Source organism: Pseudomonas sp. Pc102 (assembly GCF_018408275.1).
GTDB classification, from domain to species: domain Bacteria; phylum Pseudomonadota; class Gammaproteobacteria; order Pseudomonadales; family Pseudomonadaceae; genus Metapseudomonas; species Metapseudomonas tohonis.
Genome location: NZ_AP021905.1, coordinates 2,185,139 through 2,210,286, shown reverse-complemented (window position 1 = coordinate 2,210,286; position 25,148 = coordinate 2,185,139). Strand labels below are relative to the sequence as shown.

Here is a 25,148-nt window from a genome sequence, read left to right as displayed (position 1 = left end):
GGTCAGCTCCAGCGCAGATTGAGCACGAGGAAGTTCAGCAACACCCAGATCACCAGCACCAGGTGCGTCAGTTGCAGGCCCTCCTGGCGTATCCAGTAGGCGAACCAGAGCCCGCCCAGCAGCATGGCGAAGAGCGAGGCCAGGGCCACGCTCAGCGCCAGGTTCAACCAGGGTCGAGCGGCCTCCAGCCCACCGCCGAACAGCAGGAGGTAGCAACCCGCCCACACGGCGAGAACGGCCACCGCCTGCAGCACCACGATCACCCCCAGCGCCAGGCGATGCAGCGTCGGCGAAACCAGTGCCCGGCTGAGCAAGGGGATGTCGACCACGGGCGGCTGGCGCAAGGGCGCCATCGACAGCGTCGCCCCCACCGCCCCCACCGAGCTGGCGAAACCGTGCAGGTTGTTGACCAGGGCAATGCCGAGCCACAGCGCAAACCCGAGGAAGCACGTGGCCTGGAAGATCATCAATGAAGTCTGGGTGTTCATTCAGGGTCCTTGTTGGTTGCAAAAGACGCTTGCCACGCTCTGGGTGGCGGGCAAGAACGGGCAGGACGATAGAACCTCAAGTTAAGTTGAGGTCAATAGCAGGCAAGTAGGGAAAGTGGACCTGGCCGAGGCCGACGAGCGATACAGCCGGGGAGCCCGCCGATCACTGCGCCGGAATCCGCGAGCCACCTGGCCGAAGCGCCCTTCCCTACCTGCACAGCCCTGGTGGGGAACCGAAGCGAAACCCATCGACCCGGACATTTCCAAACATGGTATTGATGCACTCCCGTTATCAATACGGTGACTCGGATGAGCATCAACTTCGATTTGAACGACCTCCAGGCGTTTCGGGCCGTGGTGGAGAACGGCAGTTTTCGCAAGGCGGCCGAGGCGGTGAAGATCACCCAGCCGGCACTGAGCCGTCGCATCGAGAAACTCGAATCCGCCCTCAACGTGAAGCTGTTCGAGCGGACGACCCGCCGGGTGAGCCTGACGGCGATCGGGCGCGCCTTCGTTCCCGAAGTGGAGCGGGTGCTCGACGAGCTGGACAACGCGTTGATGAGCATCAGCGATATCGCCTCCAGCAGGACGGAGCGCGTCACGGTCGCATGCGTGCCTTCGGCGGCCTATTACTTCATGCCGCAGGCGATCAGCGAGTTTCATCGGTTGTATCCACGCATCAGGATCACGGTCGTGGATGCGAGCGCCCATGAAGTGAACGGCGCCGTGGCCAGTGGCGAGGCGGATTTCGGCGTCAGCTTCAGTGGGCACTTGAGCCCGGAAGTGACGTTCGACCTGCTGCTCGAAGAGCGCTATGTGATGGCCTGCCGGCGTGACCATCCCCTGGCGGACCGGGCCTCGGTGACCTGGTCGGAGATGTATGAGCACGACTACATCGCCCTGGACAAGACATCCGGGAACCGCCTCATCATGAGCCAGGCGCTGAAGCGCCTGCACCCCGCGAAGGACAGCATCTGCGAGACCCGGCACGTCACCACGGCGATAGGCCTGGTGGAGGCCGGGTTGGGCGTGGCGGCCGTCCCCTCGATCGCCATGCCGCGTACCCCTCACCCGATTCTCAAGGCCGTACCGCTGGAAGAGCCGCAGGTGCTGCGCAACGTGGGCCTGATCAAGCGGCGCGGGCGTACGCTGACGCCCGCTGCGCTCGAGCTGGAACGGCTGGTCCGGAGCATGCCGGCCAGGCTAGCGGGGGATTGAATCCAGGCCGGTGGAACGAACGACGGGTTGTGCCGCCGACGAGGACAGGTAGGCCAGCAACGCCTTCGCCCTCTCCGGGTGCTCGGCATTGCGGGGAATACCGGCGGAGTAGCGGGTTACGGACTGCAACGACTCCGGGATCTTGCCGACGAAGGTGACGCCCGGCACGGGCAGGAGTTCGGCGACTTGCTGGAAGCCCATCTCGTATTCACCCGAGGCGACGGTGGAGGCAACCGGAATCCGTTCGATCATGTTTGCCTTCGGGCCGACCTGCTGCTGGACGCCGAGCTTCCTGAACAACTCGTTCTTGATGTAGACCCCGCTGGCGCTATCGGAATAGGCGAGTGACCGGGCGTTCAGCAGCGTGCGCTTCAGCGCTTCCTCGGTATCGATCGACGGCTTGGGGGCGCCCTGCTTCACGACCATGCCGATGCGCGAATCCGCCAGCTCGACCCTGGAGGCCGGGTCCACCTTGCCCTGCTTGATGAGCTCATCCAGTGCATACCCGACCATGATCACCACGTCGGCGTGCTCCCCTCGCGCCAGGCGATTGGGGATGGCCTCATGAGCATTGCCCATGGAGGGGCCGAGAATGGTGTTCACCGTGTCGCCGCTGCTCTGCGCGTACTGCGGGCTCAGCAACTTGAAGGCCGCGGTGAAGCCGCCCGAGGTCATGACGTTCAGTTCTTCCGCGCGTGCGGTTGCATGGATCGCGCACAGGCCGAAGGCGAGCGCGACGAGACGTTTTGAAAATACCTTCATCGAAATCAATCCTCAGCAAGCGGGGACGGGCGCGCGCGAGGCGCTCCGGCGGTAGAGCACGAGGGTGGAGCAGAGGGCGCAGAGCGCGGCGAAGGTCACCCAGTAGCCCGGCGCGCCCTTGTCGCCGCTCAGGTGGATGAGCCAGGTGGAAATCGCGGGGGTGAAGCCGCCAAACACGGCGGTGGCCAGGCTGTAGGCCAGCGAGAAGCCGGCGACACGGACCTCCACCGGCATGATTTCGGTGAGGGCCGGGATCATCGCGCCGTTGTACAGGCCATAGATGAACGACAGCCACAGCAGGACCTCCAGCATGTGCTCGAAACTCGGCGCCTGGGCGAGGAACGACAGCGCCGGGTAGGCCGTGAAGATGGCCAGCGTGGTCATGGCGATGAGGATGGGCTTGCGCCCGAAGCGATCGCTCAGGTGCCCGCCGATGGGGAGCCAGAAGAAGTTCGAGAGGCCGACCAGCAGGGTGACGAGCAAGGCGTCGGTGGTGCTGAGATTCAGCACCGTCTTGCCGAATGTGGGCGCATACACGGTGATGAGGTAGAACGCGGTCGTGGTCATAGCCACCATCAGCATGCCGCCCAGGACGATGCTCCAGTTCGCGGCCAGGGTGGCGAAGACCTGCTTCATCGTCGGGCGCTGGGTGCGGCGGGTGAACTCCTCGGTTTCCTGGAGGCTGCGACGGAGGAAGAAGATGAAGGGGATGATGATGCAGCCGATGGCGAACGGAATCCTCCAGCCCCAGTCGGCGACCATCGACGGCGCCATCAGTTGGTTGAGGCCGTACCCCAGCGCGGCGGCTACGACGATGGCCGCCTGCTGGCTGGCGGACTGCCAGCTGGTGTAGAAGCCCTTGCGCCCCGGCGTGGCCATCTCCGCCAGGTAGACCGACACACCGCCCAGCTCGGCGCCCGCCGAGAAGCCCTGGAGCAGCCGCCCCACGAGCACGAGCAGCGGAGCCCACAGGCCGATGCTCGAATACCCCGGCACGAGAACGATCAGCAGCGTACCGCTGGCCATGATGGAAAGCGTGACGATCAACCCCTTACGGCGGCCGACATCATCGATGTAGGCGCCCAGGATCACGGCCCCCAGCGGGCGCATCAGGAAGCCGGCGCCGAACACGGCGAACGTCATCATCAGCGAGGCGAACTCACTCGAGGCAGGGAAGAAGACGGCCGCTATCTGCGTGGCGTAGAAGCCGAAGAGGAAGAAGTCGAACTGTTCGAGAAAGTTGCCGGACGTGACTCGGAATACGGCGCCCGCCTTGGAACGGGCGGCAGACGAGCCTGGCTTGGGGGAGGCATGCATGAGGTGTTTCTCCAGCGGTCTTGTTTGGGCTTATTAGCGCTTTCTGCCGCCGGATTCTGATTGACACACTTTGAAACGATAAGTGCTTTGTTTGCATCCATTGATGCATGGAATTTATCAATGTGCCTGGATCGGGCCCGCCAAGGCAGGCGGACAGATACATGGATGCAGCGCTCTATGGCGCGCAAGGAAGGTGCTCATTGGCCCCGGCTGACAGCAGAGCGCGACTGAGCGCGGCTGCGTCGCTGCGGCCGGCTGAACATCCGCGCGCCCATCAGCTCGCGCACGAACAGCCCGAACAGCTCCGCCTGGGTGCCGATCTCCAGCTTGTCGTAGAGGTTGCGCCGGTGGACCTTCACCGTACCCCGGGTGATGCGCAGCTGCTGGGCGATCTCGCTGCTGGAATAGCCCTGCAACAGCAGCTGCACCACCTTGCACTCGCGCGGCGTCAGCAGCTCCCGCGCAAACAGGCTGAACACCTCGCGCACATGGTCGCTGGGCTGCAGCGCATCCACCGGCGGCTGGCCCCGCGCCTCACAGGCCAGGCGCACCACCTCCTGCACCACCGGCGCCGCGATGCCCAGGAGCTCCAGCTCCTCCTCGCTGAACGCCGCCCCGCCCTGCCCGCGCATCAACGACAACACCGCGCGGCTACCCGGCGCCGGCGTGGTGAAGAAGCCCAGCTCCTCGCTCAATTCCAGGCGGTGGTAGTAGAGCTGGAAGTAGTGGTTGTCCCGAAAGCTCCCCGGCGCCAGCGTGCGCATGCTGTAGAGGCCATCCGGCCGCTCGAAGGTGCAGGCGAGGAAGAACGGATCGAACAGGTACGCGCCGCCCCGGTAGTCGTCGATGAAGGTGGCCTGCAGCTCGGCGGGCAAGGTGTGGAACAGCGGCAAGGGCGCATCGCTGCCTTCGAAGAGGAACAGCGCGAAGTGATCGACCGGGGCGGTGCGATTCAGCCAGTCGGTCAAAGCCTGCAGCTGGGGTAGGCCCGGGGGTTGGGTGAGGATGGTGGTGATGTCGTGGGTCCATTCAGCGAGACTCGCGTTCATAAAATTGAGCTCCCTCTCATTTAGAAAACATGCACCTCGAAATACAAGCATAGTTGTGAAATAAACACAATCTTGCTTGCTGTGCGCTCTTGTAGATTGCGCCGCATGAAAATTACTGACCGCTTAGATCTACTCGTGCAGGCACGGAAGCCGGATATCGATGTACGGCGGATAAAGAGGGATATTGCCGATGCATGTGGAGTCAGCTACGAAGCGGTGCGTAGGTGGTACAGCGGCAATACCGAGAACCTGCGCAATGACAACCTCATCGCCATTGCCAGGAAGTACGACACCACCATCGACTGGCTGCTTACCGGCACCGGCGCCCCGCCACGCAAAGACACCGCTTCAGTGGATATCCAATCCTGGTTAACCACTGCGCAGGCCAGATTCAGCAAACTCGAAGAGCCCATCACGGCAGATGCGATTCAAGTCGTGCTGGAAGAGTTGAAAGGGGCCACCACTCACCCAACTAGTGGCGATCGCAAAGAGATTTCAGTCTCTCACTACAACTTCAATCAATCGCCCTCCAGCGCTCCGAGGCCGGCTGATTACAGCGAAACCATTAGCAGCCTGACGCTCAATGAAGCCTTCCTGCAGGAAAAAGCTGCGGCGTATTCGAGTGCGGAGCAACTGGCCATTGTCATCCTCTGGGATAACAGCATGGCCGACACCCTCAACGACCGCGACGCCGTCATCGTCGACTGCGGCGTGAGCGCGTTCAACGGGGATGGCATCTACCTGATCAACTGGGCCGGCCACCTGTTCATCCGCCGCCTGCAATTGGCGGGACAAGGGCAGCTCGAACTGATTGCGGACAACCCGAGCCACAAGCCGCGCACGGTGCCGATGGCGGATGTGGAAGTGCGTGGGCGGGTGTTGGTGGGAGTTTCGATCAAGAAGCTCTGATCCTCTAAGGCCTGGTGCCTTAGTTTGCTCAGACTGCACATCGCAGATCACACTAATCAGGCCAGCCCATTGGCCGGACGAATATCCGGTCTTATTGTTCAGATAATGCAGAGCCAGGTTACGCGAGCGGTTCTGGTCGAAGTGGAATAGCCATACGACCACGGCGCAAGCCAGCGCATCGCGTTAATCAATGTGGCCACTTGCAACGCCGCTTACTCTTCCAGCAACTCATGCATGACCGCAAAATGCCTGCAGGACGCCGGACAGACCTCAATGGAGCGTAGGAGTTGTTATCGGTCCACATTCTGTAGTTCTTTAATATCAAATATGTTTCTCTAGTATCTTTCGCTCAAAGCTAGATAGTTTCTCCAGAATCTTCGGCCGCAGTCTAATCCTTACCCTTATCTCTTCGATACTTGTACAGTCACTCAACCCTTCCTCAAGTTTTGCAACAATATCCGAAGGCACTCCTGAGTCTTTCAGTGCTATCGCCTGAGGGCTTTCAAACCCATACTGGAGAAGAGTAATTACCCAAGAAAGAGATATTTCTTTTTTACCCATCTCCCTTGCAACAAAATTATATAGACTTGCGAAGCAAACCAAGTATTTGGGAAGGGAAAACTCAAAATATCTAGCTATCAACTTAAAAGCATTCCGAATTCTAGTATCCTCACTTTTTCCTGACTGTGCGGATATCATCTGCTTGATAGAAGGATGATGGTATACGTGATATTTCACCAACCTACTTAACTCAAATATGTTAAAACTCTTATCAGAATGCTCTTTTTGAGAAAAAAGATACATATGACACAGCTGAAGAATAGTATCCAGCACTTTTTTCTCAGGATAACTTCCCGAAAAATATATATCATCCACCAAAGCATAATTTGCACGCAGAACAGCAATAAGCGCCATCTGCTTTTCTATCGGTATATATTTGTTACCCTTAACGAGAGAAAGAGGAATCTTAGAGACGTTCAGCTCATGAGTAATAAGTTCTTTAGTTTTTCTGTGCTCCTCTGTCAAATCCCCGTCACGTATCCTCAAAACCTCATCAGTCGCAAGCTCATCGCTATCGAAATAATGAAATAACACTTCATCCTTTTCATCTTCCGGGACATCTACTAGATTAACGACTCGCCCCGTGAAGTGATGGAGAAATCTACCTGCACGACCTTTAATATTTTTATAATCGAATCCCGTCAGATTCTCAGTCCCTTTTTTATTACTCAAAATAATTACATTTTTTGCAGTTGTATTTACACCCTCCGTTAGAGTTGTAGTGCAAACCAAAGAGTTAATTTTCTCAGCATTAAAAAATTCGACTATCTCACCCTGAATATGCCTCGGCATTGCTCCATGATGAAATGCAACTCCTTTCTTTAGATAGCCAATAAGACTCCATTTATCAGATATGCTCTCAGAAATATAATCTACGAGCTCCGCCACCCTACTAGAGCAATCCAGCGCACTATATTCGCTAAGTTTCTTTGCGATCGTCTCAACGCCACGAGTGTCCTTGTAATAAAAAATCTTCTGCTCCTCAAGAGCACCCGCTATTCTCTTAATATTTGTCTCATCAGTCGCGGCCTTATTGAAATATTTATTCCCGAATCGAACCTTCTCACCGACTGGGATGCCCGATAGATCGTGAACTTCTTTCTGTACAATTTCCGTTGAGTATCTAAGAAAGGCAGACTTTGTCTTATCAAGGAACCTTTCGCTAAACCTCTTGAAGTATGGTCCAATCAAATAAAAATCAGCACCAGAGCTTACAAGACTATACAAAACACTCGAGAAGACAGCTCTTCTATCCAAGTCATCTTGAATTTTGTAGATTTCATCCATTGCAAAAAAATCGAACTTCAATTCTGCGTCTTCTTCAAGAAGCAGGTCTAATTTCTCAGGCGTCAAGACATATATTTTATTGGGATTATCACTTGATCCGGAGGTATTATTTATAACTTCAAATCTTGAAAAGTTCAGATTGCTTTTGAATTTAGCAACCGTTTCAGCCATAAGCGCAATAGTCGGCATAATAATGGCTACCGACCTGTAATGCATTTGGAGTATTATCTCTTGAATGGCCATTGTCTTGCCAAACGAGGTTGGAGCACTAACGACTAGCCTTCTTACCTCTCGAAACTTATCAATAATTTGTTTCTGCTGCCTTGTAAGAGTAGTTCCATACTCAGTAGTGTAAACAGCCCTTCTAAACTCCGCAAAGTAGCTCAGCGACTGCTTCCACTCGGCGCTTCTCCGGCCCAGCATATCTAAGTACAGAAAATTCCGAGAGGCATCAATACAGTCATGGAGTAGCGTCACCTCCAGCTCGTTAAGAGAACTCTTCTCCGCGACATGGCAGATTACCGCCAAGGCTGCATTTATTTCACTTTCTTCAGTGGAGTATGACAGAAGTAAATTCGCAGCCTCCAAAGCTTCATCTGCTAAGATTTCATTGCCAGACAAGATCTCCTTAGTAAAAAATTCAGCCTTAGAAATAGCTAGCGCTCGCGCCTCTGGAGTGTCAAAAATAAAATTCATTTCATCACATCCTCAGCATTCTCCAAGTAGCTCTTAACAACATCAACAGATTTAAAAGGAAACAGTATGAATACTAAAGACACATTATCCGGCAGGACAGGCACCTTCGCAGAAATACGCGTTTTTAGCTTTTCTAAATTACCTCTAAGCTCATCACGAAAAATATCACTTACAGAATCATTACCCCCAACAACCTTACAATCATAAGTTAACAAAACGGGTATTTTTATCTTAACACTATTTATAGATCGACCTTTAAATACAGCTTGGAGTTTTTTTAAATACTCAGGAGAAATACCTCTATTAGCCTCTATATTTGATCCAAGAATTTTAAATTCACCCCTTAGATAATCCAGTTGCAGATGATCCTCTATGGACTTGAAAGCATCGGCGATTGCATTACTGATCGAATTATGAAATTTAGCTTCCCCTAGCCACAAACACACGTCATCATTTTCAATTGTAAAATGTGCACAGTCAAAACCCTTTATCTGCTCTTTGACAGAACTTCTAAGCCTCACCTTGGTGACGAATCTTTGCGGACTGGCTGGGTAGAAAAAATAAAGGGCTAAGAAAAGGAGAAGCTCACCATAGTCCCCTTTTTTATTTTTCCTAGCCTCAGAAATGCGCCCCCAAGCTGTGCGCCTGGCCTCAATAAGATTCCCTGAAGAACTGAAATCCTCAAACTCATTCGGAGTAAGAGCGAAATATTCCACTGAGTCTTTTATCAACCTCCCTAATTCTCGCTCACGGTATACTTTCCCCTCATAATCCAAATGAAGATTCTGAAAAATATCCCCCCGACCGTTTCCAACTTAAATATTTGATTCTGAACATACGGCCTTAGATTTTCTAAGCTTTGCATAACATTAACCCTAAAAATAATCGACAAAATCAAACAACCAAATCCCGCCGAGACACTCGCTTTCAAACCGCATAGAGCTTATATTCATTACTCAATTAAACTCAGAATGTACGTAGAAAGCTCGCCCTAAAATCCATCGATTTCAGATGAAGTTGCTCTGACAAATCCCCCCTCAGAATGAACAACCTCGGATCGCTCCCAAGCTGAAACACCCGATACAGACAGAACTGCTCCTCCATCTCCTGGGAAAACTCCAGCTCGTTGTGGCTGATCACGAATGAGGTGGCGATACCACCGTTGGTGGCCTTCACCTCGATGAAGCGATGCTTCTCTTCGTTCTCGAAGGAGAGGATGTCGTAGCCCGCGCCATCGCCCCGGGTATCCGCAATCCACTCCAGGCGCTGGAACAGTTCGGGATGGCCCGCTTCGAACAAGCGGTGCTGTTCATAACCGATGACCCATTGCTCACCCGTTCTGCCCAGCTTGCGGTTGGCTTCGTCCCGGGCGGCGTAGTCGAGTTTGCGTGGTAAGCGCTGGCGGCTCTGGCCTGGGACTACAAGCGGCTGGCGCTCCTCCTTTCGAGGGGACTCCACCAGCACGGCTGAATAGGTCTTCTGCGCTGGGGTTTTCACCTCTTCCAGCGCGTCGACGATCTTGCCCACCAAGGCGTGGTGGCGGGTGATGTATTCCTGGACGGACTTGCGCAGCAACAGCTGACTGTTGCCACGTGGCTTGTAACCGGCAATGAAGGGAAGCCCCAAGCCGGCGAGTACCGCGCTGATGTTCTGGTGTTTGAGCTCGACGGATGCCTTGCTGCGGCCGTTGAGCTGCTTGCGCAGCGCTTCGTTGTGGTCGGTTTTCTTGTAGGCCAGACCATCGGCCTCGAGCCGCAGCATTTCGAAGTAGTCGGTGACGGTGGAGTGCACTTCGTGCTCGGACCAATCCTCACCGATACGGATCACTTCATAGCCCAGGGACTGCAGCAACGGGACGACGGTGGCCTCACCGCCTGAGAAGTCCTCCGCCTTCAGCGGGCCTTGGTTGGGGAACTGTTTGCCGAAGGCGACGCCGGCGATGGCTTTGGAGTCGCAGTGTTCGCCGTTACGGGGATTGCGGACCAGATAGTCCCTGGACTTTCCGTAGCCATAGCGCTGAAGGAAGGCAGTGCGCCCCAGTTGCGCGAATTCATCCAGAGCGGCCTGAACGGCTGCGGGGCTCTTGAGAAGGGAGAGTTGGGGCACCGACTACGCATCCTTGCTGTAGGAGATTTCCCACATCTTTCATCGTTGTCCTACACGAAATCAAGTACGAAAGTGCTCGGATACCTTGCGTCCGCCTCTGCCAGATCACTGTGCAAGCCTTCTATATCAATGGTTTTGCTTAAAATAATGGCCTTTTGGCATGTGCGGCCACTACTAAGGTCTACCGGCGAGTGCTTACAATCTTTTTCATCTTGTCTGAAGGACGTATCGTGTCGGGCTGAGCGATCCGGTTCGCCGGTCGCGTTCATGAACGATGGGATACCGCTGTGACGAATACCTCAATGCCCCCTGCCCCGCTGGTCGATGTCACCGGGCTGGCCACTGCGCTCAAGCAGTTCGCCGACGACCGCAACTGGGAGCAGTTCCATTCCCCCAAGAACCTGGCGATGGCGCTGAGTGGAGAGGTGGGCGAGCTCACCGAGATCTTCCAGTGGATGACCGAGGAGGCTTCACGGGGTGCCGCGCGCCACCCAGACACGGCCCAGGCGGTGCGCGAAGAACTGGCCGACGTGCTGATGTACCTGGTGCGGCTGGCATCGGTTCTGGATGTTGATTTGAACGCGGCAGCGCAGCAAAAGCTGCAACGAAACGGCGAGAAGTACCCGGTGGAGAAAGCCAGGGATACGAGCAAGAAATACGACCAGCTCTGAGAGTGGGCGTTGCCAGGGAAGACATCAGTTGATCGTTTACGAAGCGACGAAGAGACAGTTTCTGCAGGACCACGACAACGACGATATCGAGGACGTGATCCATCAGCATTTCAAGTCGGCCACGGGCAAGAAGGTGGCCGCCTCGGAAATCAATTCCTGGAAGCATTCACTGGGCTATATGGCCAAGGTGCTGCGGGACGAGGGCGTGCCTGACAGCGCGGGGCTCGCCATCGAGCTGCACATCCCCCAATCGTCCAAGCGCATCGACTTCACCCTGACCGGCCATGACGATGCCGGTACCAAGCATGCCGTGCTCGTGGAGCTGAAGCAGTGGGAGAAGGCGGTGGCGACCGGCAAGGATGCCATCGTGAAGACCGCACTCGGTAATGGGCTGCGGGAAGTGGTTCACCCCTCCTATCAGGCCTGGTCCTATGCCTCGCTGCTGGAGGGCTTCAACGAAGCGGTCTACGAGAAGAGCATCGCGGTGCGCCCCTGCGCGTGCCTGCACAACTATGTGCGTGACGGGGTGATCGACTCGCCCCATTACCAGGGCTACATGGACAAGGCTCCGCTCTTCCTGAAGGGCAAGGACGAGCTGGAGCGGCTACGGGCCTTCATCAAGAAGCACATCCGCTTCGGCGACTCGAAAGAGGTGCTCTACGAGTTGGCGAATGGGCGCATCCGCCCATCCAAGGCGCTAGCCGACTCGCTCAAGGGGTTGCTGGCCCAGCAGGCGGAGTTCGTGCTGATCGATGATCAGAAAGAGGTCTACGAAGCGGCGATTGCAGCAGCCAAGGTGGCTTCCGAGCAGCAACCCCGGGTGCTGATCATCGAGGGCGGCCCGGGGACGGGCAAGACGGTGCTGGCGATCAATCTGCTGGTTCAGCTCACGTCATTAGGCTTGGTGGGGAAATACGTTTCGAAGAATGCGGCGCCCCGCAAGGTGTATGAGTCGAAGCTGGTGGGCTCAATCACGCGTAGCCGCTTTTCGCACATGTTCACGGGTTCGGGCGCGTTCATCGATACCGAGCCGAACACCTTCGACATGCTGATAGTCGACGAGGCGCACCGCCTCAATGAGAAGAGCGGCCTGTACGGCAACCTGGGCGAAAACCAGATCAAGGAGCTGATCGACTCATCGAAGTGCGCCATCTTCTTCATCGATGAAGACCAGCGGGTGACGCTGAGCGACATCGGTAGCAAGCAGTCCATCCGCGAGTTCGCCAAGGCCAAAGGCGCATTGGTTGAGGAATACAACCTGGCTTCGCAGTTCCGCTGCAGTGGCTCGGACGGCTACCTGGCATGGCTGGACGATGTGTTGGGCATTCGCCCGACCGCCAACCAGCAACTCGATGGCAGCGAGTATGAATTCAAGGTGTTCGATACACCGGAAGCGCTGCATGCTGCGGTAGAGGCAAGGAACGCCGACAACAAGGCCCGTGTGGTAGCAGGTTACTGCTGGCCCTGGCGCAGCAAGAAGGACCCGAGCGCGGACGATATCGTCATCGGCGAGAACTACCGTCGGCAGTGGAACCTCGATCAGGACGGCAGCCTCTGGATCATCGCGGAGAATTCGATCGAACAGGTGGGCTGCATCCATACCTGCCAGGGGCTGGAGGTGGATTACATCGGTGTGATCATCGGACCCGATCTTGTAGTGAGGAACGGCCAGGTGATCACCGCGCCGGACCAGCGCGATAAACACGACAAGTCGATCCGTGGCTACAAGAAGCTGATGAAGGAGCACCCGGACCTGGCCCGCCAGGAGACGGACCTGATCATCAAGAACACCTACCGCACTCTCATGACGCGCGGGATGAAGGGGTGCTATGTGTTCTGTACGGATGCGGAGACGGCGGAGTATTTGCGGGGGCGGTTGGTGGGAGGCTCTGACTGAGCCTCCGCATTCCTATGGCGAATACGCAATTCAGGTTGCGGAACTGTGACACGCGATATTGGGATTGCCGCCGACCTTGATGGCTCTGGCTCCCAGTGAGATGCGGCACTCGCTGCATATCGGACGGCTAGCTTGCACAACCTTTATCTGCCACAGGTCGCCCGTTTCCTTGTACCTGCCATCGACGAAGCGGAGAGCCTGGCGCTCGGCGTCATTGATGTGCTCCCACTCGAAGTCATCCGGCACTGCGGCTGGGATGACGATGACGTCGTTCCCAACCGCTATCTCCACCCGGTCCACATCCGTTTGAGAGATGCCCGCAGCGGAGGAACCCGCGGTTGCTATCACGACGACCACCTTGCCATCGCCTGTATGTGCGACAAGGGCACAGAAGGTGGTTTTGCTCAGTGTGAACTGGGATTTCCCCTGAACGAATGCGTCCAGTGCCGTTTGTGCGATCTGCCGGTCCGGCATGGCTATCTCCCTGGGTGAAACAACGGATAGCCAAAAAATCTAGGCCCGCATCCCGAGCCCCGCAAACCAGAAGAGACGAATCCGACGAGCTACACAGCGCGGGTCGAGTCGATCGTAAGTCCATCTGCTGGAACGAATATCCACCCCTCTCTTTCGGGCGCTTCCGAGCCGGGCTGCGCCAGCAATTCCGGCTGGAAATGGAACACCCAAGCGATGAGAGCGCAGACCAATGCGTCGCGTTGGTCGATGTGATCGAGTTGCAGCGGCGCGTACTCCTCCAGCAGTGCACGCATGACAGCAGAGCGCCTGCAGGCTGCTGGGTAGGCCTCGATGGCGTGCAGCCGCTGGCTGTCGGTCCACACACCACAGCTCTTCACGGTCGGTGCGAAACGGGCGAGCACATGCATGCCTTTGGTGGCCTGGCTGCCGATCATGTCTTTGATCGCGGACAGCGGAGTAAGCCCTCTTTCGAAGAGAAAGCGCTCAGTGTGGCGGAACAGGTAGGGGTTGCTGGACGAGCCCTCAATCGAACCGACCGCCCTGCCCTGCGCTACCAGCTCGATGAAGGCGATGGAGAGACCCAGTGGCGTATCAATAGCCAGCACCACGGGAGCGCTGGCGAAGGAGGCAGCATCAAGCTCGCAGAGATCAAGCAGCCGGGCGATGAACTCATGGGTATCAGCCGCCTGGTTGATGCACCGACGTAGATTGCCTCGCCATGGCTTGCCGAGGAGTTGGCGCTCGGCATCGAGCACGACCAGGGCATCGCGACTTGCGGGGTTCTTGTCGCAGTTCCAGCCGCCGACATCCCAGCCGATGAAGAGCGGTGATGCTGAAGTGGGCGGGGCTTCGCCTGTAGGCATTGAACACTCCCTTGCGCGATCTCGAATGAGGTGCAGATTGAGTGAGATGTGAGTCAGTTTTTGCAGAGTGCCTGCGGCGCCTCGGTGGCCTCGAGTGGGAACGGCACAACCATAGGCGACTTACCGAATGTCATCAGGTGGTACATGCCAAAACCACATGCGAGCTGCTCTCCCCGGATACCAACCCCTACAAACAGCTCATAATCTTGCCCCGGCTCCAGCTGGAATACCTTGGCTTGCGCAGGGCATGTGGAGTAGGTGCTTCCAAGACTACCGACGGCCGCACCCAAGGTCGCTACCTGAAAAGGCAAGTCAGCCCTGACGCGGTATTCGGTAACGATCTCGGTATACAAACCTTCCCCCATGCGCACGGCCCCGACGTACTGGACCAACTTGGGAGCTACCCGATCCGGCATGCCCAAACTGATGGGCTTCAGAGGAAACTGCGGATAATTGATACTGGGATGTCCTGCTTCCGAGAAGCGCCCAGCCTCGGCCATCTTATGGCGAAGGGCGGGAGCGCAGCTGCCTTGGATGCTGTCTCCGAAAACCGAGGAGTTGGTGATGACCCGCACCCGAGCGGTGTTTTCTTGCTGGGTGGGTTCGACATAGGGCTCGGAAGGAATGCCGGAACAACCGGCAAGTATCGCGGCAGTCAGAAACAAAGCGGCTATGCGCATTCTCATGTCCTTATGTATTGAAGCCGAGTTGCGCTCGGGCAACACGCTATCCGACGGCGCTGCTTTATCGAGGCGCAGCCAGGGATAGAAAGAGGGAAAACGAAAAAGGCCCAAGTCTTTCGACTTGGGCCTTTCTCTAAATATGGTCGGGACGGAGTGATTCGAACACTCGACCCCTTGCACCCCATACTGGTGAAAGCTCATCCAGCACAACCCAAGGAGAACCGCCTAAAAAGCGTAACTTGTTGTTTCCTATACAATAATGCCTTATTTTAGCTTCCACTGTCGTCTTGTAGCCTGCGTCCGAATCCACGCACAAACGGTCACCGGATGTAGCACCGATAAGGACGACGAAATGGCAGACATCACAGACCGACAGATGAGCATTAAGCCCGGCCCTCGGGACATCTGGCTCAACGAATCCGCGCCCAAAGGTCACGGCCGCTTCATGGCCCGTATCAGACCAAACGGCGAGCGTCTCTTTTACTACCGCTACACCGACTCAACCGGGACTAGGGTGCGCCTTCCAATTGGCTCCTATGACCGGGATGGCACCTCAGGGCTGACGCTCAAGGCTGCCCGTCAACGTGCCCGGGAGCTGACAGAGCTATACCTGAGCGGAGTTACAGACGTACGCGAGCATCTCGAAGCCGAAGAAGCTGCCCGCAAGGCTGCAAGAGACGCCGAGATCGCCAGGCTCGAAGCAGAAAAGGCAGCATCCGAAGCTGCATTAGCCCGCCAAGCTGCCCGCAAAACGGTATCTGAGCTTTTCGACCATTGGGCACGTGTCGATCTGATCAACCGAAAGGACAGCGGCGCCGAGGTGCGCCGCATGTTCAACAAGGATGTGCTGCCTCTGATTGGTCACCTGGCCGTCGAGGACGTCAGAAAGGGGCACATCACGGAAGTGACGGACAAGCTTCTGTCCCGGGGGGTCAACCGCATGGCGAAGCTGATCTTCTCGCTGATGCGCCAGATGTTCCGCTTCGCGGTGGATCGCGACCTTATCGATAGCGACCCAACGGCCAGCATCCGAAAAGCAAAAATAGGCGGCAAGGATGTCGAACGTGATCGAGTGCTGAGCGAGGACGAGATCCGTGCCTTGGCGAACCAAGTGCCGGCTGCCGGTCTTCTGATCACCTCACAAGCCGCAATCTGGATTGCCCTTTCAACATGCTGCCGTATCGGAGAGCTACTGGCTGCACGATGGGAGCACGTCGACCTGAATAAGCGCACCTGGCTGATCCCGGCTCAAAACAGCAAAAACAAGAAGGCCCATCTGATAACGCTTTCGGAATTCACGGCGCAGAAGTTCCAGCAACTTCGTGAGATCACCGGGTCCTCTCCCTGGTGTTATCCGAACACCGACGGTAGCGGACCAGTCTGCCCGAAGACTGTTACCAAACAGATCGGCGACAGGCAACGGAGGCCGGACCAGAAGGTCATGAGCAACCGTAGCGCGATGGCACATGCCCTCCTCCTACAAGGTGGCAAGTGGACTCCGCATGACCTTAGGCGAACCGGGGCCACCCTCATGACGATGATGGGCGTCCTGCCGGAGGTAGCAGAGCGCTGCCTGAATCACACCGAAGAGAACAAGGTGAAGCGCATCTACCAGCGCCATAGCTATGCCGCAGAAATGGCCGAAGCCTGGCAAAAGCTTGGAACTCACCTCCATCGACTGACGAGCGAAGACTGCTCCAACGTCGTGACGCTGAAACTCGCATAATCCATCAAGGGTGATTCATCCAATGTCCCGTCTCCTAGCAGAAGCCGAGTGGCTAACTCCAAAACAGGCGCTTGCCCTACTGCGAAAGCATGATCCTAAGCTCACCATGGAAGATCTGGCCGGCTATTGCACGGAACTGAAGCTCTTCCAGGTTTATGTACGCCTCAGGATGACTGAGGGCGAAGAGCTGGATAGCCGAGCCTCCGTGTATGGTGTTGGTGAGTATCTGGTTCTCAACCCCGAGGACGCGCTGCATGGGGCTGACGACACTACGCTTTACCTGCTTGGCGATGTGTTTGACGCCCCGGACCCTGCGGCATCTCGGCTACTCCAAGTTGAATGGGAGCTTTCAGCCAAGCGAAGCTCCCTGCGTCTCCTTTTCAGGCGAACAGAGCTGGAAAAAGCGATTACGTCATCTGGAAGTGCACCATTGACATCCTCGCCACCTCCGCACGCGAATCACTTGGTAGTGATATCCGAGCTTATAGAAATGCTGAAGGACGACTCCCGCCCAAGGCACAACCAGCAATCTATCGTTGCGGCCATTGAGGAAAAGTACAAAGGCATACTCGGCCTCGGAGCTACGAACCTACGCAACCTTTTCGCAGACGCGAATCGGGCGCGTAAAGCAGCGGACGAGTTAGAACGGCCAGTGGGGACAAAAATCCGGTTGGATTTGCAGGAAATCCAAATGGAATGACATCTGCCGCGTCGCAAGGTTGTATTGAGCGAGAAACCAACCTGCGCTATGCGCTAAGGATTCCTCGATGAACATCCATTCCATGCCTACTCAGTCAGCCGTTAGTTATCCCCGCCGGTTCCTCCGCCTACCCCAGGTCGAGGAACTGACCGGCTTCAAGCGCTCACATATCTATAACCTGATGAAGGCAGGTAACTTTCCCGCTTCTGTGAAGCTCGGGTTGCGTGCCGTGGCTTGGGACTCTCAGGCAATCGAACAGTGGCAAAAAGAACGGCTCGCAGCCGCTCAGATGCACACCAACTAAATCGATGCGACGCACGCAAGCCATGCACACATTGTACCGTTCACCCCACCCCAGCAAGACACGCAGATACCGTCAAACCCCAGTAAATACTGGGGTTCTGATCGATCTGTACCTACGCCACCAGAAGCTCGTAGTTATAGATAACTATCTACCTAGTTACTCACTGACTGAAGAGGAGAAGGAAAGACTACTGGAGCTGAGGATCGAGATTTTTAACAACAGCCGATCCGCTGCTGAAATCTTCCAAAGCCTAAAACTACCTAGATGGAGTCGCCTACCAGAGGACCTGAGGCAGGTCTTCAACATGGCTGCCGTCGGTAGGATGGGAAATTCATTCGCTGTTTCCTGCAATCTCGGCCCCATCTCTGCTTCCCACGCTAAGAAGGCATCTCGTGGAGCAGCAGACTATATCGGCAGGAAGATCCGAGGGCTCCCGGAAGTCTCGTCTGAAATCGCTGCCGTACTTGAAGATGCAGCTGATCGGCAGGGTTGCAATCCCGGATTACACTTCCATGCTGCCTTGAAGATCCATCCTGATCAGGTGCCGGCGCTGAGAGCTTCCTTGAAGCTCATTTTCGCTCCCGACTACGTAGAGGTGGCCGGGAATCAAGCCGTTTTCCTCAAACCGATAGACCACCCCGGGCGCTGGGCCAGCTACTGCTGCAAGACACTCAGACGGGATAACCAGATCAGCGGAAAGGCCAGGTTTGCAACGAACTCGGCAAGCCGGGCTGGGGAAGAACTCTATGATGAAGTCATGTACTGGCTTAGACATCTCCCGAGCGTTGAAGCACTCAAAGCCAGCCTTGACGATCTTATACGCCCAAATGTCAGTGCCCCCTCCTGCCCCCAACTGCTCCGGATCATCGATCAGCACCGTGAGTATCGGAAAGAAATGCAGCGAAAGCGTGGGCAACAGACACGGATCTACAAACGCTTGGCAAGACAGAGCCCGGATCAATTCAGGCTTGAGCTGTTCGAAAAACTTCGCGCAGCGTCGACAGCCCTTAGCACATTCAGTAGAACGCCCGTAGAACGCGTTATAAGCATAATTCCGGAGATACGCATCAGTAATACTCCCGAACCCTCAGAAACGCTTATAGAGCGCTATAGAGGGCTTCCCGGGGTCGGGAAATGGGCGAACACCGAAGAGCTCTGTTTGAAGGTGTAGTGCTGAAGCTTGAGCTAGATACGCCGGTTTCTGAAGCCGGCGTCCTGCCTGCAGCTTGTTTCACTCCGGCCGCCTGAATCTATAAAAACGTGTCGCTGCCAGCGACATGACTATATGACGTGTCGCAAAAACTCAGAAACAGCGACACGTCTGCGACTACAGTGCCAGCGCTCTCATTCCTGTCTTGGTGTCGATTCATTCCCAAACCCGGCTGCCCCTGAAAGCCAATCGACAAGCGTTGAAGCTTCGGACGCCAGCTAGGATACCGGAACACTTCAACTATTACTCAGCGATAGATCATAACGCGCACAGCAAAAACAGCATTCGTTAAAGTCTTAGACGCCGCGAACATATCTGACCCTAGTCAACCCTAAAAGGGCAGCCACCTCAACCACCAACCTTACACATATTTCAAGTTAAATATTGTTCATCCCAAGTTAAAGAATTCGCCGTGTAAATGTTAAGTGTAAGAACCCTCTCTCAGCACGTACTCCTCAGTTTGAACCAACAAACGCAGCAAAATTAACCTTACACAGATACGCCCACCACCAGAGCTGGGCCAAACAACCGTCAACAAGCGCACCCACACTAAAGCAAAGCACCTCAGCATTCTTGATGTGACCGCAAGGCTATCGATGACCGCTTGTCGGACTACGCCGAATATGATTTTCTCGACACAGCACCATCAAAACAAGCCATGCATTACAACACCCCCAAGAGTTACAGCAAGTTACAGCACGCATAATAACCAACAAATTAGTTACAGCAATAACCAAATAGTTAGTTATCCTCCCACGCCAGCCTTTACAGCGCCCCTCTCGTCTTTCAAGCTGAAGAAATCAACAATACCGAGAGCGCGCACATGAGCGATAGAGAAGTTTTAATCACAACCCTGAAAAATATGCTTATCAAGCAGGAAAACATCACCACAACCCCTGAAGAACTGCTAGATCATAAAGCCAAGCTCATCGGCTTTTCAGACTTCAGAGAGTTTCTTATCGAAATAAATATCAAACCCAAGGAACTTATAAATAAATCAGTTGAAATACACAAAAGAATATGCCAGGCACAAATCCCGAGCCCAGACACGAAGTATTGCATGTTTAAAGCCTATCCAGACCACACTTTCTCCTACAAAACCACATGGATAGGAAAAGATGAGGATGGTCGTGACATGCTGATACCAGCCACCGTAAGCACAGACATTTTCCTAGGAGAACTACCAGAGAAAATCACCAGACCATATGTCATAAATGATCTGAGAGAGTTATTGTTATGGAGCTACCGCTGGTTCGGCATGGCTCTTATAAAAGAGGCTGTTGCAAGAGAATACTTCCACGAATTCTTCCAAAAACGAAAACCATGAGAACAAGATGAAAACCATAGAAATAATAGAGGCAGCACCTCAACTGAGTGAGATAATAAAAGTCACTGAACAGGGCGAGAGCGTGCTCATAACCATAAATGGTACTCCTGTGTTCAGAGCCATTCCCGTGCTAGCCGGCATGCCCCCTGTCCCCGATGACATAAAGACGCCTTTCGCCGATGAGATTGAAGAGATGTTCTATGGAAAGAATGACCAAGATCAGTAACGCAGCACTCCGGCTGAGGTAGAACCTCAAAAGGCCAAATCATCCCGGATGGCCCAAGCCTGATTTTCAGGCGCAAAGGCTCAGCCCCCTCGTGACCCACTTCACACTTGGATACCGACCATCTTGAGGGCATCATATGGCACAAGGCCTCTATGGCGGCCCAAGGTATGGAGCTGAGCAGCACGGATCAGGCGATGGAAGAAATCATTCGAGTAATGTCCGACGGTCGAGAGATTGACCGGATCGTCTGCTCAACCAAGCTCGACGAAGGCATGCCTGCGGTCAAATATCGCGAGCAATATTGGCCTGTTGTCGATGGTTGCATCCAGCTAGATAGGCCTGCCAACCAGGAATGTAGCTCCGCAGAGTGGGCCGTTCTCATCCAGAATCTTTTACCGCCAGTGCTTCCTGATCAAACAGATTCCTGCGAGAAACTGCTGCAGGACTGCTTTAGGGGAAGCCTACCGCTTGGTGTAACCAAGGCTGTAGCCTCTCTGGTGGCGCTGAGATTCGAACAGCAATCCCGCGAGCTGCTGGTGGAATTTCTCAGAGAGCATCGCAACGCTCACCGGCTGTTTCGACTTGTGCAGATGCAGCTGCTGTTCCGGGAACGGGCGGGAAGGACTCAAGACAGCGCCGGTATCACCCCCTCCTCTGTGGCCGAGCTGCCCCCGGAATCAGCGCACCTATCCGGAGTAGATATGGATTGGGAGTGGTCCGCCTCTTTAGATGATACAGAAATGCCGGATGTGGACGACAGTTCACTCAGGGCTGCCGCTACCAATCTGCAGGAAAGCATCGGTTCCTACCGCGCAAGAGAGTCAGGCGCGCCCATCCCAGCACTTGAAGATCTGACCAGTGAACTAGAGACCTTCATAAGTCCGATAGCCCCCCCGCTCCTGAACGAGAGTGCGCTGATCGAGCGAACCTCGCAGCTGGGCATGATTGCCCTCGATCTTCTGAGATATTTTTCTGACAATCCGGGCGACAGGGCCGTACATGCGGAGGCAGTGCTCGGATATCCCATGACGGAAATTCGTCGCCTTTTGCTGGGTTCTCTCGGACACTACCTTAAGAAAACGGACTCTGGTGGATGGGAATGCCACCCATGGGTCGAGCCCGTACTGTCTGCTCTCAACGAGAATCATAAGGTGGGGTGATCTAGGCGACCTTGGAGACTCGAGGCAAGCTTTTGCAGCTCCACAAGCAGCTCATGCAGGACAGTCGATGACCCGCGAAGCTGGCATTCCCATACGACAATCGTCCTCCAACCAGATTCATTCAGAGACTTAATCGCTTGTTCGTCCCTTGCCACATTCCCCAAGAATTTGGCTTCCCAGAACTCTGTTCGAGTTTTGGGAAGCACAGCAAATCGGCACCCCGGATGGCGATGCCAGAAGCACCCATGTACGAAGATACAGACCCTCAGCCGAGACAGTACAATGTCTGGTTTTCCCGGCAAATCCTTGCGATGCAGCCGGTAACGATAGCCGTGGGCATGCAAAAACCTGCGCACCAGCATCTCAGGTTTCGTGTCCTTCCCCCTGATGCCCGACATCATTCGGGATCTTCGGGCAGGCTCAACGATGTCCATCTTGAACCGTTTCGATACAGCGTGGATTCATGAGTCGTACCCACCCCATTCAGGTAGTAGATCTCTTTGCAGGTCCAGGTGGCCTTGGAGAAGGCTTTTCATCCTATAGGGACAGCCAGGGCGAGGCCTTTGAAATCAAAGTCTCAGCCGAAATGGAAAAGTCTGCACATTCCACTCTTCAACTGAGGGCCTTTTACAGGCTTCTCAAGCGCAACCAGCCTGAAGATCTAGAGGAATACTACAGTTTCTGCGAAACCGCTGATGCCGCTCCCCCATACACCAGCAGAACTCGGGATGCTTGGAGGCACGCCGAACAAGAGGCGCAACAGCTCGAACTGGGTACCGCAGAGGGCAACGAACGTCTCGATCGCATTCTCAAGTCCCGCTTGGACGAGACCAAGCCATGGGTTCTGATCGGTGGCCCACCCTGCCAGGCTTACTCTATCGTTGGCCGGGCGAGAAATCGCGGCAAGCAAAACTACAGGGCAGAGGACGACCATCGCCATTTCCTGTACCGAGAGTACCTGCGCATCATCCAGAAGAAGCGCCCCGCTGTCTTCGTAATGGAAAACGTCAAAGGCATCCTCTCGTCACGTGTCGCTGGCGAGCAGATGTTCCCGAAGATCCTGCAGGATCTTTCAGATCCGGATGCGGCATTCGGAGAAAACGGCAACGGCCCCAAGTACAGAATCTGCTCGCTCGTGGCAGACGACATTTTCGAGGATGGTGCGTCTCCGGATAGCATCGATCCGGCAAACTACATCATCCGAGCAGAGAACTACGGGATCCCGCAGGCAAGACACCGGGTTATTCTCCTCGGGGTTTCGGAGGAATATTTCGGCGCCTTGGGCGACCACAAACTTGCCCCCTCGACTGGGCCCTCAATCGACCAGGTAATTGGCCGCCTCCCACCTCTGCGAAGCACACTCACACGAATGAAGGACTCTCCAGAGGCATGGGCAGAGTTAATTCGCCAGAACCTAGAGATGCTGAGTCACGAGTGCAGCAAGCTGACTGATGTCCCCCGCAGACTCACACTCGCAAAGCGCCTAGAAATACTTGCCAGCACATTCTCGGGCGAGGGGATGAGCAATGGTGCACTCCGCGTTCACCGCAAGAGCGAATGGGATGGGCTGACAGGCACACATCTGGATGGCTGGCTCCTTGATGATCGGCTCAGATACTGGCTAAACCACGAGGCTCGCGGACACATGGAGTCCGACCTGCGCAGATACGTCTACGCGGCTGAGTATGCCGAGCTTTATGAAGACTCTCCCAAAGGCCACCACGACTTCAATCTCCCGGGGCTGGAACCGGACCACAAGAACTGGAAAACCGGCAAGTTCAGCGATCGTTTCCGCGTTCAGCGCAGGGGGATTCCGTCCACGACGATCACCAGCCACATTGCAAAGGACGGTCACTATTTCATTCACTACGACCCAAGGCAGTGCCGCAGCCTGACCGTTCGCGAAGCAGCCCGGCTACAGACCTTCCCGGACAACTATTTCTTTCTGGGGAACCGAACCCAACAGTTCCACCAGGTTGGCAACGCGGTTCCCCCGCTTCTGGCAAATCAAATCGCCGGCGTGGTCGCCCGTATCATCAACATAGGAAAGGCAGCTCGATAGAAGAGCTGTGCAGACAGGGAGTCCAGCCATGCAATCCTCCTTCAAAAGCCGCAGTGCTCCCCCCAAGGCCAGCGCCATGGTCGAAGCACTGCGTGGGCTGGGATACAACACCCAGACAGCTCTGGCAGACATCATCGACAACAGCATTGCTGCCGGCGCGAACGAAGTGCGCATCGAATTCATCTGGGCTGAGCAGGAAAGCCGTGTGCTTTGCCTAGACAACGGTTCGGGGATGACCGCAGACGGACTCGATCGGGCCATGCGCCTAGGCGATCGGAGTCCTCTCGAGGAGAGATCGGCAGGCGATCTGGGCCGTTTCGGTCTCGGCCTAAAGACTGCGTCCTTTTCCCAGTGCCGAAGGATGACCGTTGCCACACGTGGCCCCGATGGCCTACAGACTCTCCGCTGGGATCTCGACTTTCTGGCAAGCAGTGCCGACGACGGCTGGCATTTGCTGGAGGGCCCCCATCCCGGTTCGGAAGGATTTCTGGAACGCCTCACCAGCGCAACGGGCACCTTGGTTCTCTGGGAAGAGCTGGATCGCATCGTCACGCCTGGGACAACAGTGCAGGACTTTCTCAATCTGGTCGACAAAGTCGAACAGCACCTGGGAATGGTGTTTCACAGATACTTGGAAGGTACCAGGCCTCGACTGCGAATTCTGTTGAATGGCCAGCCGATCAAACCCTGGGACCCCTTCATGACGGATCATCCCGGAAAGCCATATAACCCTCCGGTATTCAAACACCCCAGCCGCAAGGATATCGAGGCCGAGTGCCACGTTCTGCCGCACAAGGACATGCTCTCCCCCGCAGACTTCGAGCGCCTGGCCGGCCCGGAAGGCTGGACCGCACAGCAGGGCTTCTACATCTATCGAAACGAAAGACTGCTGGTGGCAGGCAGCTGGCTAGGACTTGGCACAGGCCGCTCATGGACTAAGGATGAAGCTCATCGCCTTGCCCGAATTCGTCTCGACATCCCCAACTCCGCAGATGCGGACTGGAAGATCGACATCAGGAAATCAACTGCCCGGCCACCAGTGTATCTACGGGACTGGCTGACAAGGCTTGCCGAAGAGACTCGCGGCCGAGCTAGACGAGCCTTTGCCCACCGAGGCAAGCCGACGATGCTGGGCAACCGGCATATTGCGGAGGCTTGGAAGGTGGAAAGACTATCGGACGGCATGCGATATCGGATCGACACGGAGCACCCGGCGATTAGAGCGGTTCTGGATGATGCTGGCAGCCTTCTTCCACAACTCAAGGCCATGCTTCGCGTGATCGAGGAGACGGTTCCTGTTCAGCGAATCTGGATAGATACGGCCGAGAACAAGGATACCCCTGCACGGGATTTGACAGGACACCGCCGCAAGAGGTCAGCGAGATCATGATGGTGATGTATCGCAGCATGATCGAAAGAAAAGGCTATTCCGCCGCCGCCGCAAAGGAGCAG

At 55.6% G+C, this 25,148-nt stretch carries 24 protein-coding genes; 13 read left to right on the top strand and 11 right to left on the bottom strand.

Going from position 1 to position 25,148, the window contains the following annotated elements; genetic code table 11:
- Nucleotides 1-2 precede the first annotated feature (2 nt).
- Nucleotides 3-488 (bottom strand): DUF2165 family protein, encoded by a 486-nt coding sequence (locus PHLH3_RS10255; protein WP_213629104.1) that lies wholly within the window; start codon nucleotides 486-488, stop codon nucleotides 3-5.
- 309 nt (nucleotides 489-797) lie between these two features.
- On the opposite strand from PHLH3_RS10255, the gene PHLH3_RS10250 reads away from it, so the two are divergent.
- Complete coding sequence (locus tag PHLH3_RS10250) at nucleotides 798-1,706, top strand: LysR family transcriptional regulator (protein ID WP_173179396.1); 909 nt, start codon at nucleotides 798-800, stop codon at nucleotides 1,704-1,706.
- On the opposite strand, the gene PHLH3_RS10245 is transcribed toward PHLH3_RS10250, so the two are convergent.
- The 3 genes from PHLH3_RS10245 to PHLH3_RS10235 all read right to left on the bottom strand — a co-directional run bounded on the left by PHLH3_RS10245 (nucleotide 1,692) and on the right by PHLH3_RS10235 (nucleotide 4,834).
- Nucleotides 1,692-2,468: a substrate-binding domain-containing protein gene (locus PHLH3_RS10245; RefSeq protein WP_213629103.1), complete on the bottom strand. Its 777-nt coding sequence runs from the start codon at nucleotides 2,466-2,468 to the stop codon at nucleotides 1,692-1,694. The two genes, PHLH3_RS10250 and PHLH3_RS10245, sit on opposite strands and share 15 nt — an antisense overlap.
- Before the next feature lie 12 nt (nucleotides 2,469-2,480).
- Complete coding sequence (locus PHLH3_RS10240; protein WP_173179392.1) at nucleotides 2,481-3,785, bottom strand: MFS transporter; 1,305 nt, start codon at nucleotides 3,783-3,785, stop codon at nucleotides 2,481-2,483.
- Between the two features lie 197 nt (nucleotides 3,786-3,982).
- Nucleotides 3,983-4,834: a helix-turn-helix transcriptional regulator gene (locus PHLH3_RS10235; RefSeq protein ID WP_213629102.1), complete on the bottom strand. Its 852-nt coding sequence runs from the start codon at nucleotides 4,832-4,834 to the stop codon at nucleotides 3,983-3,985.
- Nucleotides 4,835-4,939: 105 nt separating this feature from the next.
- Here PHLH3_RS10235 and PHLH3_RS10230 point away from each other — a divergent pair, with 105 nt between their 5' ends.
- Entirely contained in the window at nucleotides 4,940-5,743 is an 804-nt protein-coding gene (locus PHLH3_RS10230) for a LexA family transcriptional regulator (RefSeq protein ID WP_213629101.1), read from the top strand.
- A 321-nt stretch (nucleotides 5,744-6,064) separates the two neighbouring features.
- On the opposite strand, the gene PHLH3_RS10225 is transcribed toward PHLH3_RS10230, so the two are convergent.
- From PHLH3_RS10225 to PHLH3_RS10215, 3 genes are all read right to left on the bottom strand, one after another.
- Nucleotides 6,065-8,287 carry a DEAD/DEAH box helicase gene (locus PHLH3_RS10225; protein ID WP_213629100.1) on the bottom strand — a complete coding sequence of 741 codons (2,223 nt, stop codon included), beginning with the start codon at nucleotides 8,285-8,287 and terminating at the stop codon, nucleotides 6,065-6,067.
- Nucleotides 8,284-9,063, bottom strand: coding sequence for a DUF1837 domain-containing protein (locus tag PHLH3_RS10220; protein WP_213629099.1), 780 nt, complete (start codon nucleotides 9,061-9,063; stop codon nucleotides 8,284-8,286). The genes PHLH3_RS10225 and PHLH3_RS10220 overlap by 4 nt, the downstream gene beginning before the upstream one ends.
- Before the next feature lie 190 nt (nucleotides 9,064-9,253).
- Complete coding sequence (locus tag PHLH3_RS10215; RefSeq protein WP_213629098.1) at nucleotides 9,254-10,393, bottom strand: DUF3883 domain-containing protein; 1,140 nt, start codon at nucleotides 10,391-10,393, stop codon at nucleotides 9,254-9,256.
- A 302-nt stretch (nucleotides 10,394-10,695) separates the two neighbouring features.
- On the opposite strand from PHLH3_RS10215, the gene PHLH3_RS10210 reads away from it, so the two are divergent.
- Together PHLH3_RS10210 and PHLH3_RS10205 are read left to right on the top strand one after the other, a co-directional pair.
- On the top strand, nucleotides 10,696-11,064 hold the full coding sequence (locus PHLH3_RS10210) for a nucleotide pyrophosphohydrolase (protein WP_160481011.1): 369 nt from the start codon (nucleotides 10,696-10,698) through the stop codon (nucleotides 11,062-11,064).
- A gap of 28 nt (nucleotides 11,065-11,092) precedes the next feature.
- On the top strand, nucleotides 11,093-12,961 hold the full coding sequence (locus PHLH3_RS10205) for a DUF2075 domain-containing protein (protein ID WP_213629097.1): 1,869 nt from the start codon (nucleotides 11,093-11,095) through the stop codon (nucleotides 12,959-12,961).
- A gap of 30 nt (nucleotides 12,962-12,991) precedes the next feature.
- On the opposite strand, the gene PHLH3_RS10200 is transcribed toward PHLH3_RS10205, so the two are convergent.
- The 3 genes from PHLH3_RS10200 to PHLH3_RS10190 all read right to left on the bottom strand — a co-directional run bounded on the left by PHLH3_RS10200 (nucleotide 12,992) and on the right by PHLH3_RS10190 (nucleotide 14,978).
- Nucleotides 12,992-13,435, bottom strand: a complete 444-nt coding sequence (locus PHLH3_RS10200) for a hypothetical protein (RefSeq protein ID WP_213629096.1) — start codon at nucleotides 13,433-13,435, stop codon at nucleotides 12,992-12,994.
- Between the two features lie 89 nt (nucleotides 13,436-13,524).
- Entirely contained in the window at nucleotides 13,525-14,298 is a 774-nt protein-coding gene (locus PHLH3_RS10195) for a DUF429 domain-containing protein (RefSeq protein ID WP_213629095.1), read from the bottom strand.
- A 53-nt stretch (nucleotides 14,299-14,351) separates the two neighbouring features.
- Nucleotides 14,352-14,978 carry a hypothetical protein gene (locus tag PHLH3_RS10190; RefSeq protein WP_213629094.1) on the bottom strand — a complete coding sequence of 209 codons (627 nt, stop codon included), beginning with the start codon at nucleotides 14,976-14,978 and terminating at the stop codon, nucleotides 14,352-14,354.
- A gap of 355 nt (nucleotides 14,979-15,333) precedes the next feature.
- On the opposite strand from PHLH3_RS10190, the gene PHLH3_RS10185 reads away from it, so the two are divergent.
- The 7 genes from PHLH3_RS10185 (at nucleotide 15,334) to PHLH3_RS10155 (ending at nucleotide 21,634) form a co-directional block, all read left to right on the top strand.
- Complete coding sequence (locus PHLH3_RS10185; RefSeq protein ID WP_213629093.1) at nucleotides 15,334-16,707, top strand: site-specific integrase; 1,374 nt, start codon at nucleotides 15,334-15,336, stop codon at nucleotides 16,705-16,707.
- Between the two features lie 22 nt (nucleotides 16,708-16,729).
- Nucleotides 16,730-17,407, top strand: coding sequence for a hypothetical protein (locus tag PHLH3_RS10180; protein WP_213629092.1), 678 nt, complete (start codon nucleotides 16,730-16,732; stop codon nucleotides 17,405-17,407).
- Nucleotides 17,408-17,474: 67 nt separating this feature from the next.
- Nucleotides 17,475-17,711, top strand: coding sequence for an AlpA family transcriptional regulator (locus PHLH3_RS10175; RefSeq protein ID WP_213629091.1), 237 nt, complete (start codon nucleotides 17,475-17,477; stop codon nucleotides 17,709-17,711).
- Nucleotides 17,712-17,733: 22 nt separating this feature from the next.
- Entirely contained in the window at nucleotides 17,734-18,882 is a 1,149-nt protein-coding gene (locus tag PHLH3_RS10170) for a hypothetical protein (protein WP_213629090.1), read from the top strand.
- An 862-nt stretch (nucleotides 18,883-19,744) separates the two neighbouring features.
- Nucleotides 19,745-20,248 carry a hypothetical protein gene (locus tag PHLH3_RS10165; protein ID WP_213629089.1) on the top strand — a complete coding sequence of 168 codons (504 nt, stop codon included), beginning with the start codon at nucleotides 19,745-19,747 and terminating at the stop codon, nucleotides 20,246-20,248.
- 7 nt (nucleotides 20,249-20,255) lie between these two features.
- Nucleotides 20,256-20,474, top strand: coding sequence for a type II toxin-antitoxin system prevent-host-death family antitoxin (locus PHLH3_RS10160; RefSeq protein WP_213629088.1), 219 nt, complete (start codon nucleotides 20,256-20,258; stop codon nucleotides 20,472-20,474).
- A 194-nt stretch (nucleotides 20,475-20,668) separates the two neighbouring features.
- The gene (locus tag PHLH3_RS10155; RefSeq protein WP_213629087.1) at nucleotides 20,669-21,634 is read left to right on the top strand and encodes a hypothetical protein; all 966 of its coding nucleotides are present in this window, start codon (nucleotides 20,669-20,671) and stop codon (nucleotides 21,632-21,634) included.
- Here PHLH3_RS10155 and vsr read toward each other — a convergent pair.
- Nucleotides 21,619-22,068 (bottom strand): DNA mismatch endonuclease Vsr, encoded by a 450-nt coding sequence (gene vsr / locus PHLH3_RS10150; RefSeq protein WP_213629086.1) that lies wholly within the window; start codon nucleotides 22,066-22,068, stop codon nucleotides 21,619-21,621. The two genes, PHLH3_RS10155 and vsr, sit on opposite strands and share 16 nt — an antisense overlap.
- 29 nt (nucleotides 22,069-22,097) lie before the next feature.
- Here vsr and PHLH3_RS10145 point away from each other — a divergent pair, with 29 nt between their 5' ends.
- Nucleotides 22,098-23,696, top strand: a complete 1,599-nt coding sequence (locus PHLH3_RS10145) for a DNA cytosine methyltransferase (protein WP_213629085.1) — start codon at nucleotides 22,098-22,100, stop codon at nucleotides 23,694-23,696.
- 28 nt (nucleotides 23,697-23,724) lie between these two features.
- Entirely contained in the window at nucleotides 23,725-25,086 is a 1,362-nt protein-coding gene (locus PHLH3_RS10140) for an ATP-binding protein (protein ID WP_244863007.1), read from the top strand.
- Nucleotides 25,087-25,148 lie beyond the last annotated feature (62 nt).

Bases quoted from the DNA above. Each gene is read 5' to 3' on its own strand.
- PHLH3_RS10160 (WP_213629088.1), top strand. From the start codon at position 20,256: ATGAAAACCATAGAAATAATAGAGGCAGCACCTCAACTGAGTGAGATA.
- PHLH3_RS10200 (WP_213629096.1), bottom strand. From the start codon at position 13,435: ATGCCGGACCGGCAGATCGCACAAACGGCACTGGACGCATTCGTTCAG.
- PHLH3_RS10255 (WP_213629104.1), bottom strand. From the start codon at position 488: ATGAACACCCAGACTTCATTGATGATCTTCCAGGCCACGTGCTTCCTC.
- PHLH3_RS10235 (WP_213629102.1), bottom strand. From the start codon at position 4,834: ATGAACGCGAGTCTCGCTGAATGGACCCACGACATCACCACCATCCTC.
- PHLH3_RS10155 (WP_213629087.1), top strand. From the start codon at position 20,669: ATGGAAGAAATCATTCGAGTAATGTCCGACGGTCGAGAGATTGACCGG.
- PHLH3_RS10190 (WP_213629094.1), bottom strand. From the start codon at position 14,978: ATGCGCATAGCCGCTTTGTTTCTGACTGCCGCGATACTTGCCGGTTGT.
- PHLH3_RS10140 (WP_244863007.1), top strand. From the start codon at position 23,725: ATGCAATCCTCCTTCAAAAGCCGCAGTGCTCCCCCCAAGGCCAGCGCC.
- vsr (WP_213629086.1), bottom strand. From the start codon at position 22,068: ATGGACATCGTTGAGCCTGCCCGAAGATCCCGAATGATGTCGGGCATC.
- PHLH3_RS10225 (WP_213629100.1), bottom strand. From the start codon at position 8,287: ATGAATTTTATTTTTGACACTCCAGAGGCGCGAGCGCTAGCTATTTCT.
- PHLH3_RS10230 (WP_213629101.1), top strand. From the start codon at position 4,940: ATGAAAATTACTGACCGCTTAGATCTACTCGTGCAGGCACGGAAGCCG.
- PHLH3_RS10170 (WP_213629090.1), top strand. From the start codon at position 17,734: ATGCACACATTGTACCGTTCACCCCACCCCAGCAAGACACGCAGATAC.
- PHLH3_RS10165 (WP_213629089.1), top strand. From the start codon at position 19,745: ATGAGCGATAGAGAAGTTTTAATCACAACCCTGAAAAATATGCTTATC.
- PHLH3_RS10180 (WP_213629092.1), top strand. From the start codon at position 16,730: ATGTCCCGTCTCCTAGCAGAAGCCGAGTGGCTAACTCCAAAACAGGCG.
- PHLH3_RS10185 (WP_213629093.1), top strand. From the start codon at position 15,334: ATGGCAGACATCACAGACCGACAGATGAGCATTAAGCCCGGCCCTCGG.
- PHLH3_RS10245 (WP_213629103.1), bottom strand. From the start codon at position 2,468: ATGAAGGTATTTTCAAAACGTCTCGTCGCGCTCGCCTTCGGCCTGTGC.
- PHLH3_RS10210 (WP_160481011.1), top strand. From the start codon at position 10,696: ATGCCCCCTGCCCCGCTGGTCGATGTCACCGGGCTGGCCACTGCGCTC.
- PHLH3_RS10195 (WP_213629095.1), bottom strand. From the start codon at position 14,298: ATGCCTACAGGCGAAGCCCCGCCCACTTCAGCATCACCGCTCTTCATC.
- PHLH3_RS10250 (WP_173179396.1), top strand. From the start codon at position 798: ATGAGCATCAACTTCGATTTGAACGACCTCCAGGCGTTTCGGGCCGTG.
- PHLH3_RS10145 (WP_213629085.1), top strand. From the start codon at position 22,098: ATGAGTCGTACCCACCCCATTCAGGTAGTAGATCTCTTTGCAGGTCCA.
- PHLH3_RS10240 (WP_173179392.1), bottom strand. From the start codon at position 3,785: ATGCATGCCTCCCCCAAGCCAGGCTCGTCTGCCGCCCGTTCCAAGGCG.
- PHLH3_RS10175 (WP_213629091.1), top strand. From the start codon at position 17,475: ATGAACATCCATTCCATGCCTACTCAGTCAGCCGTTAGTTATCCCCGC.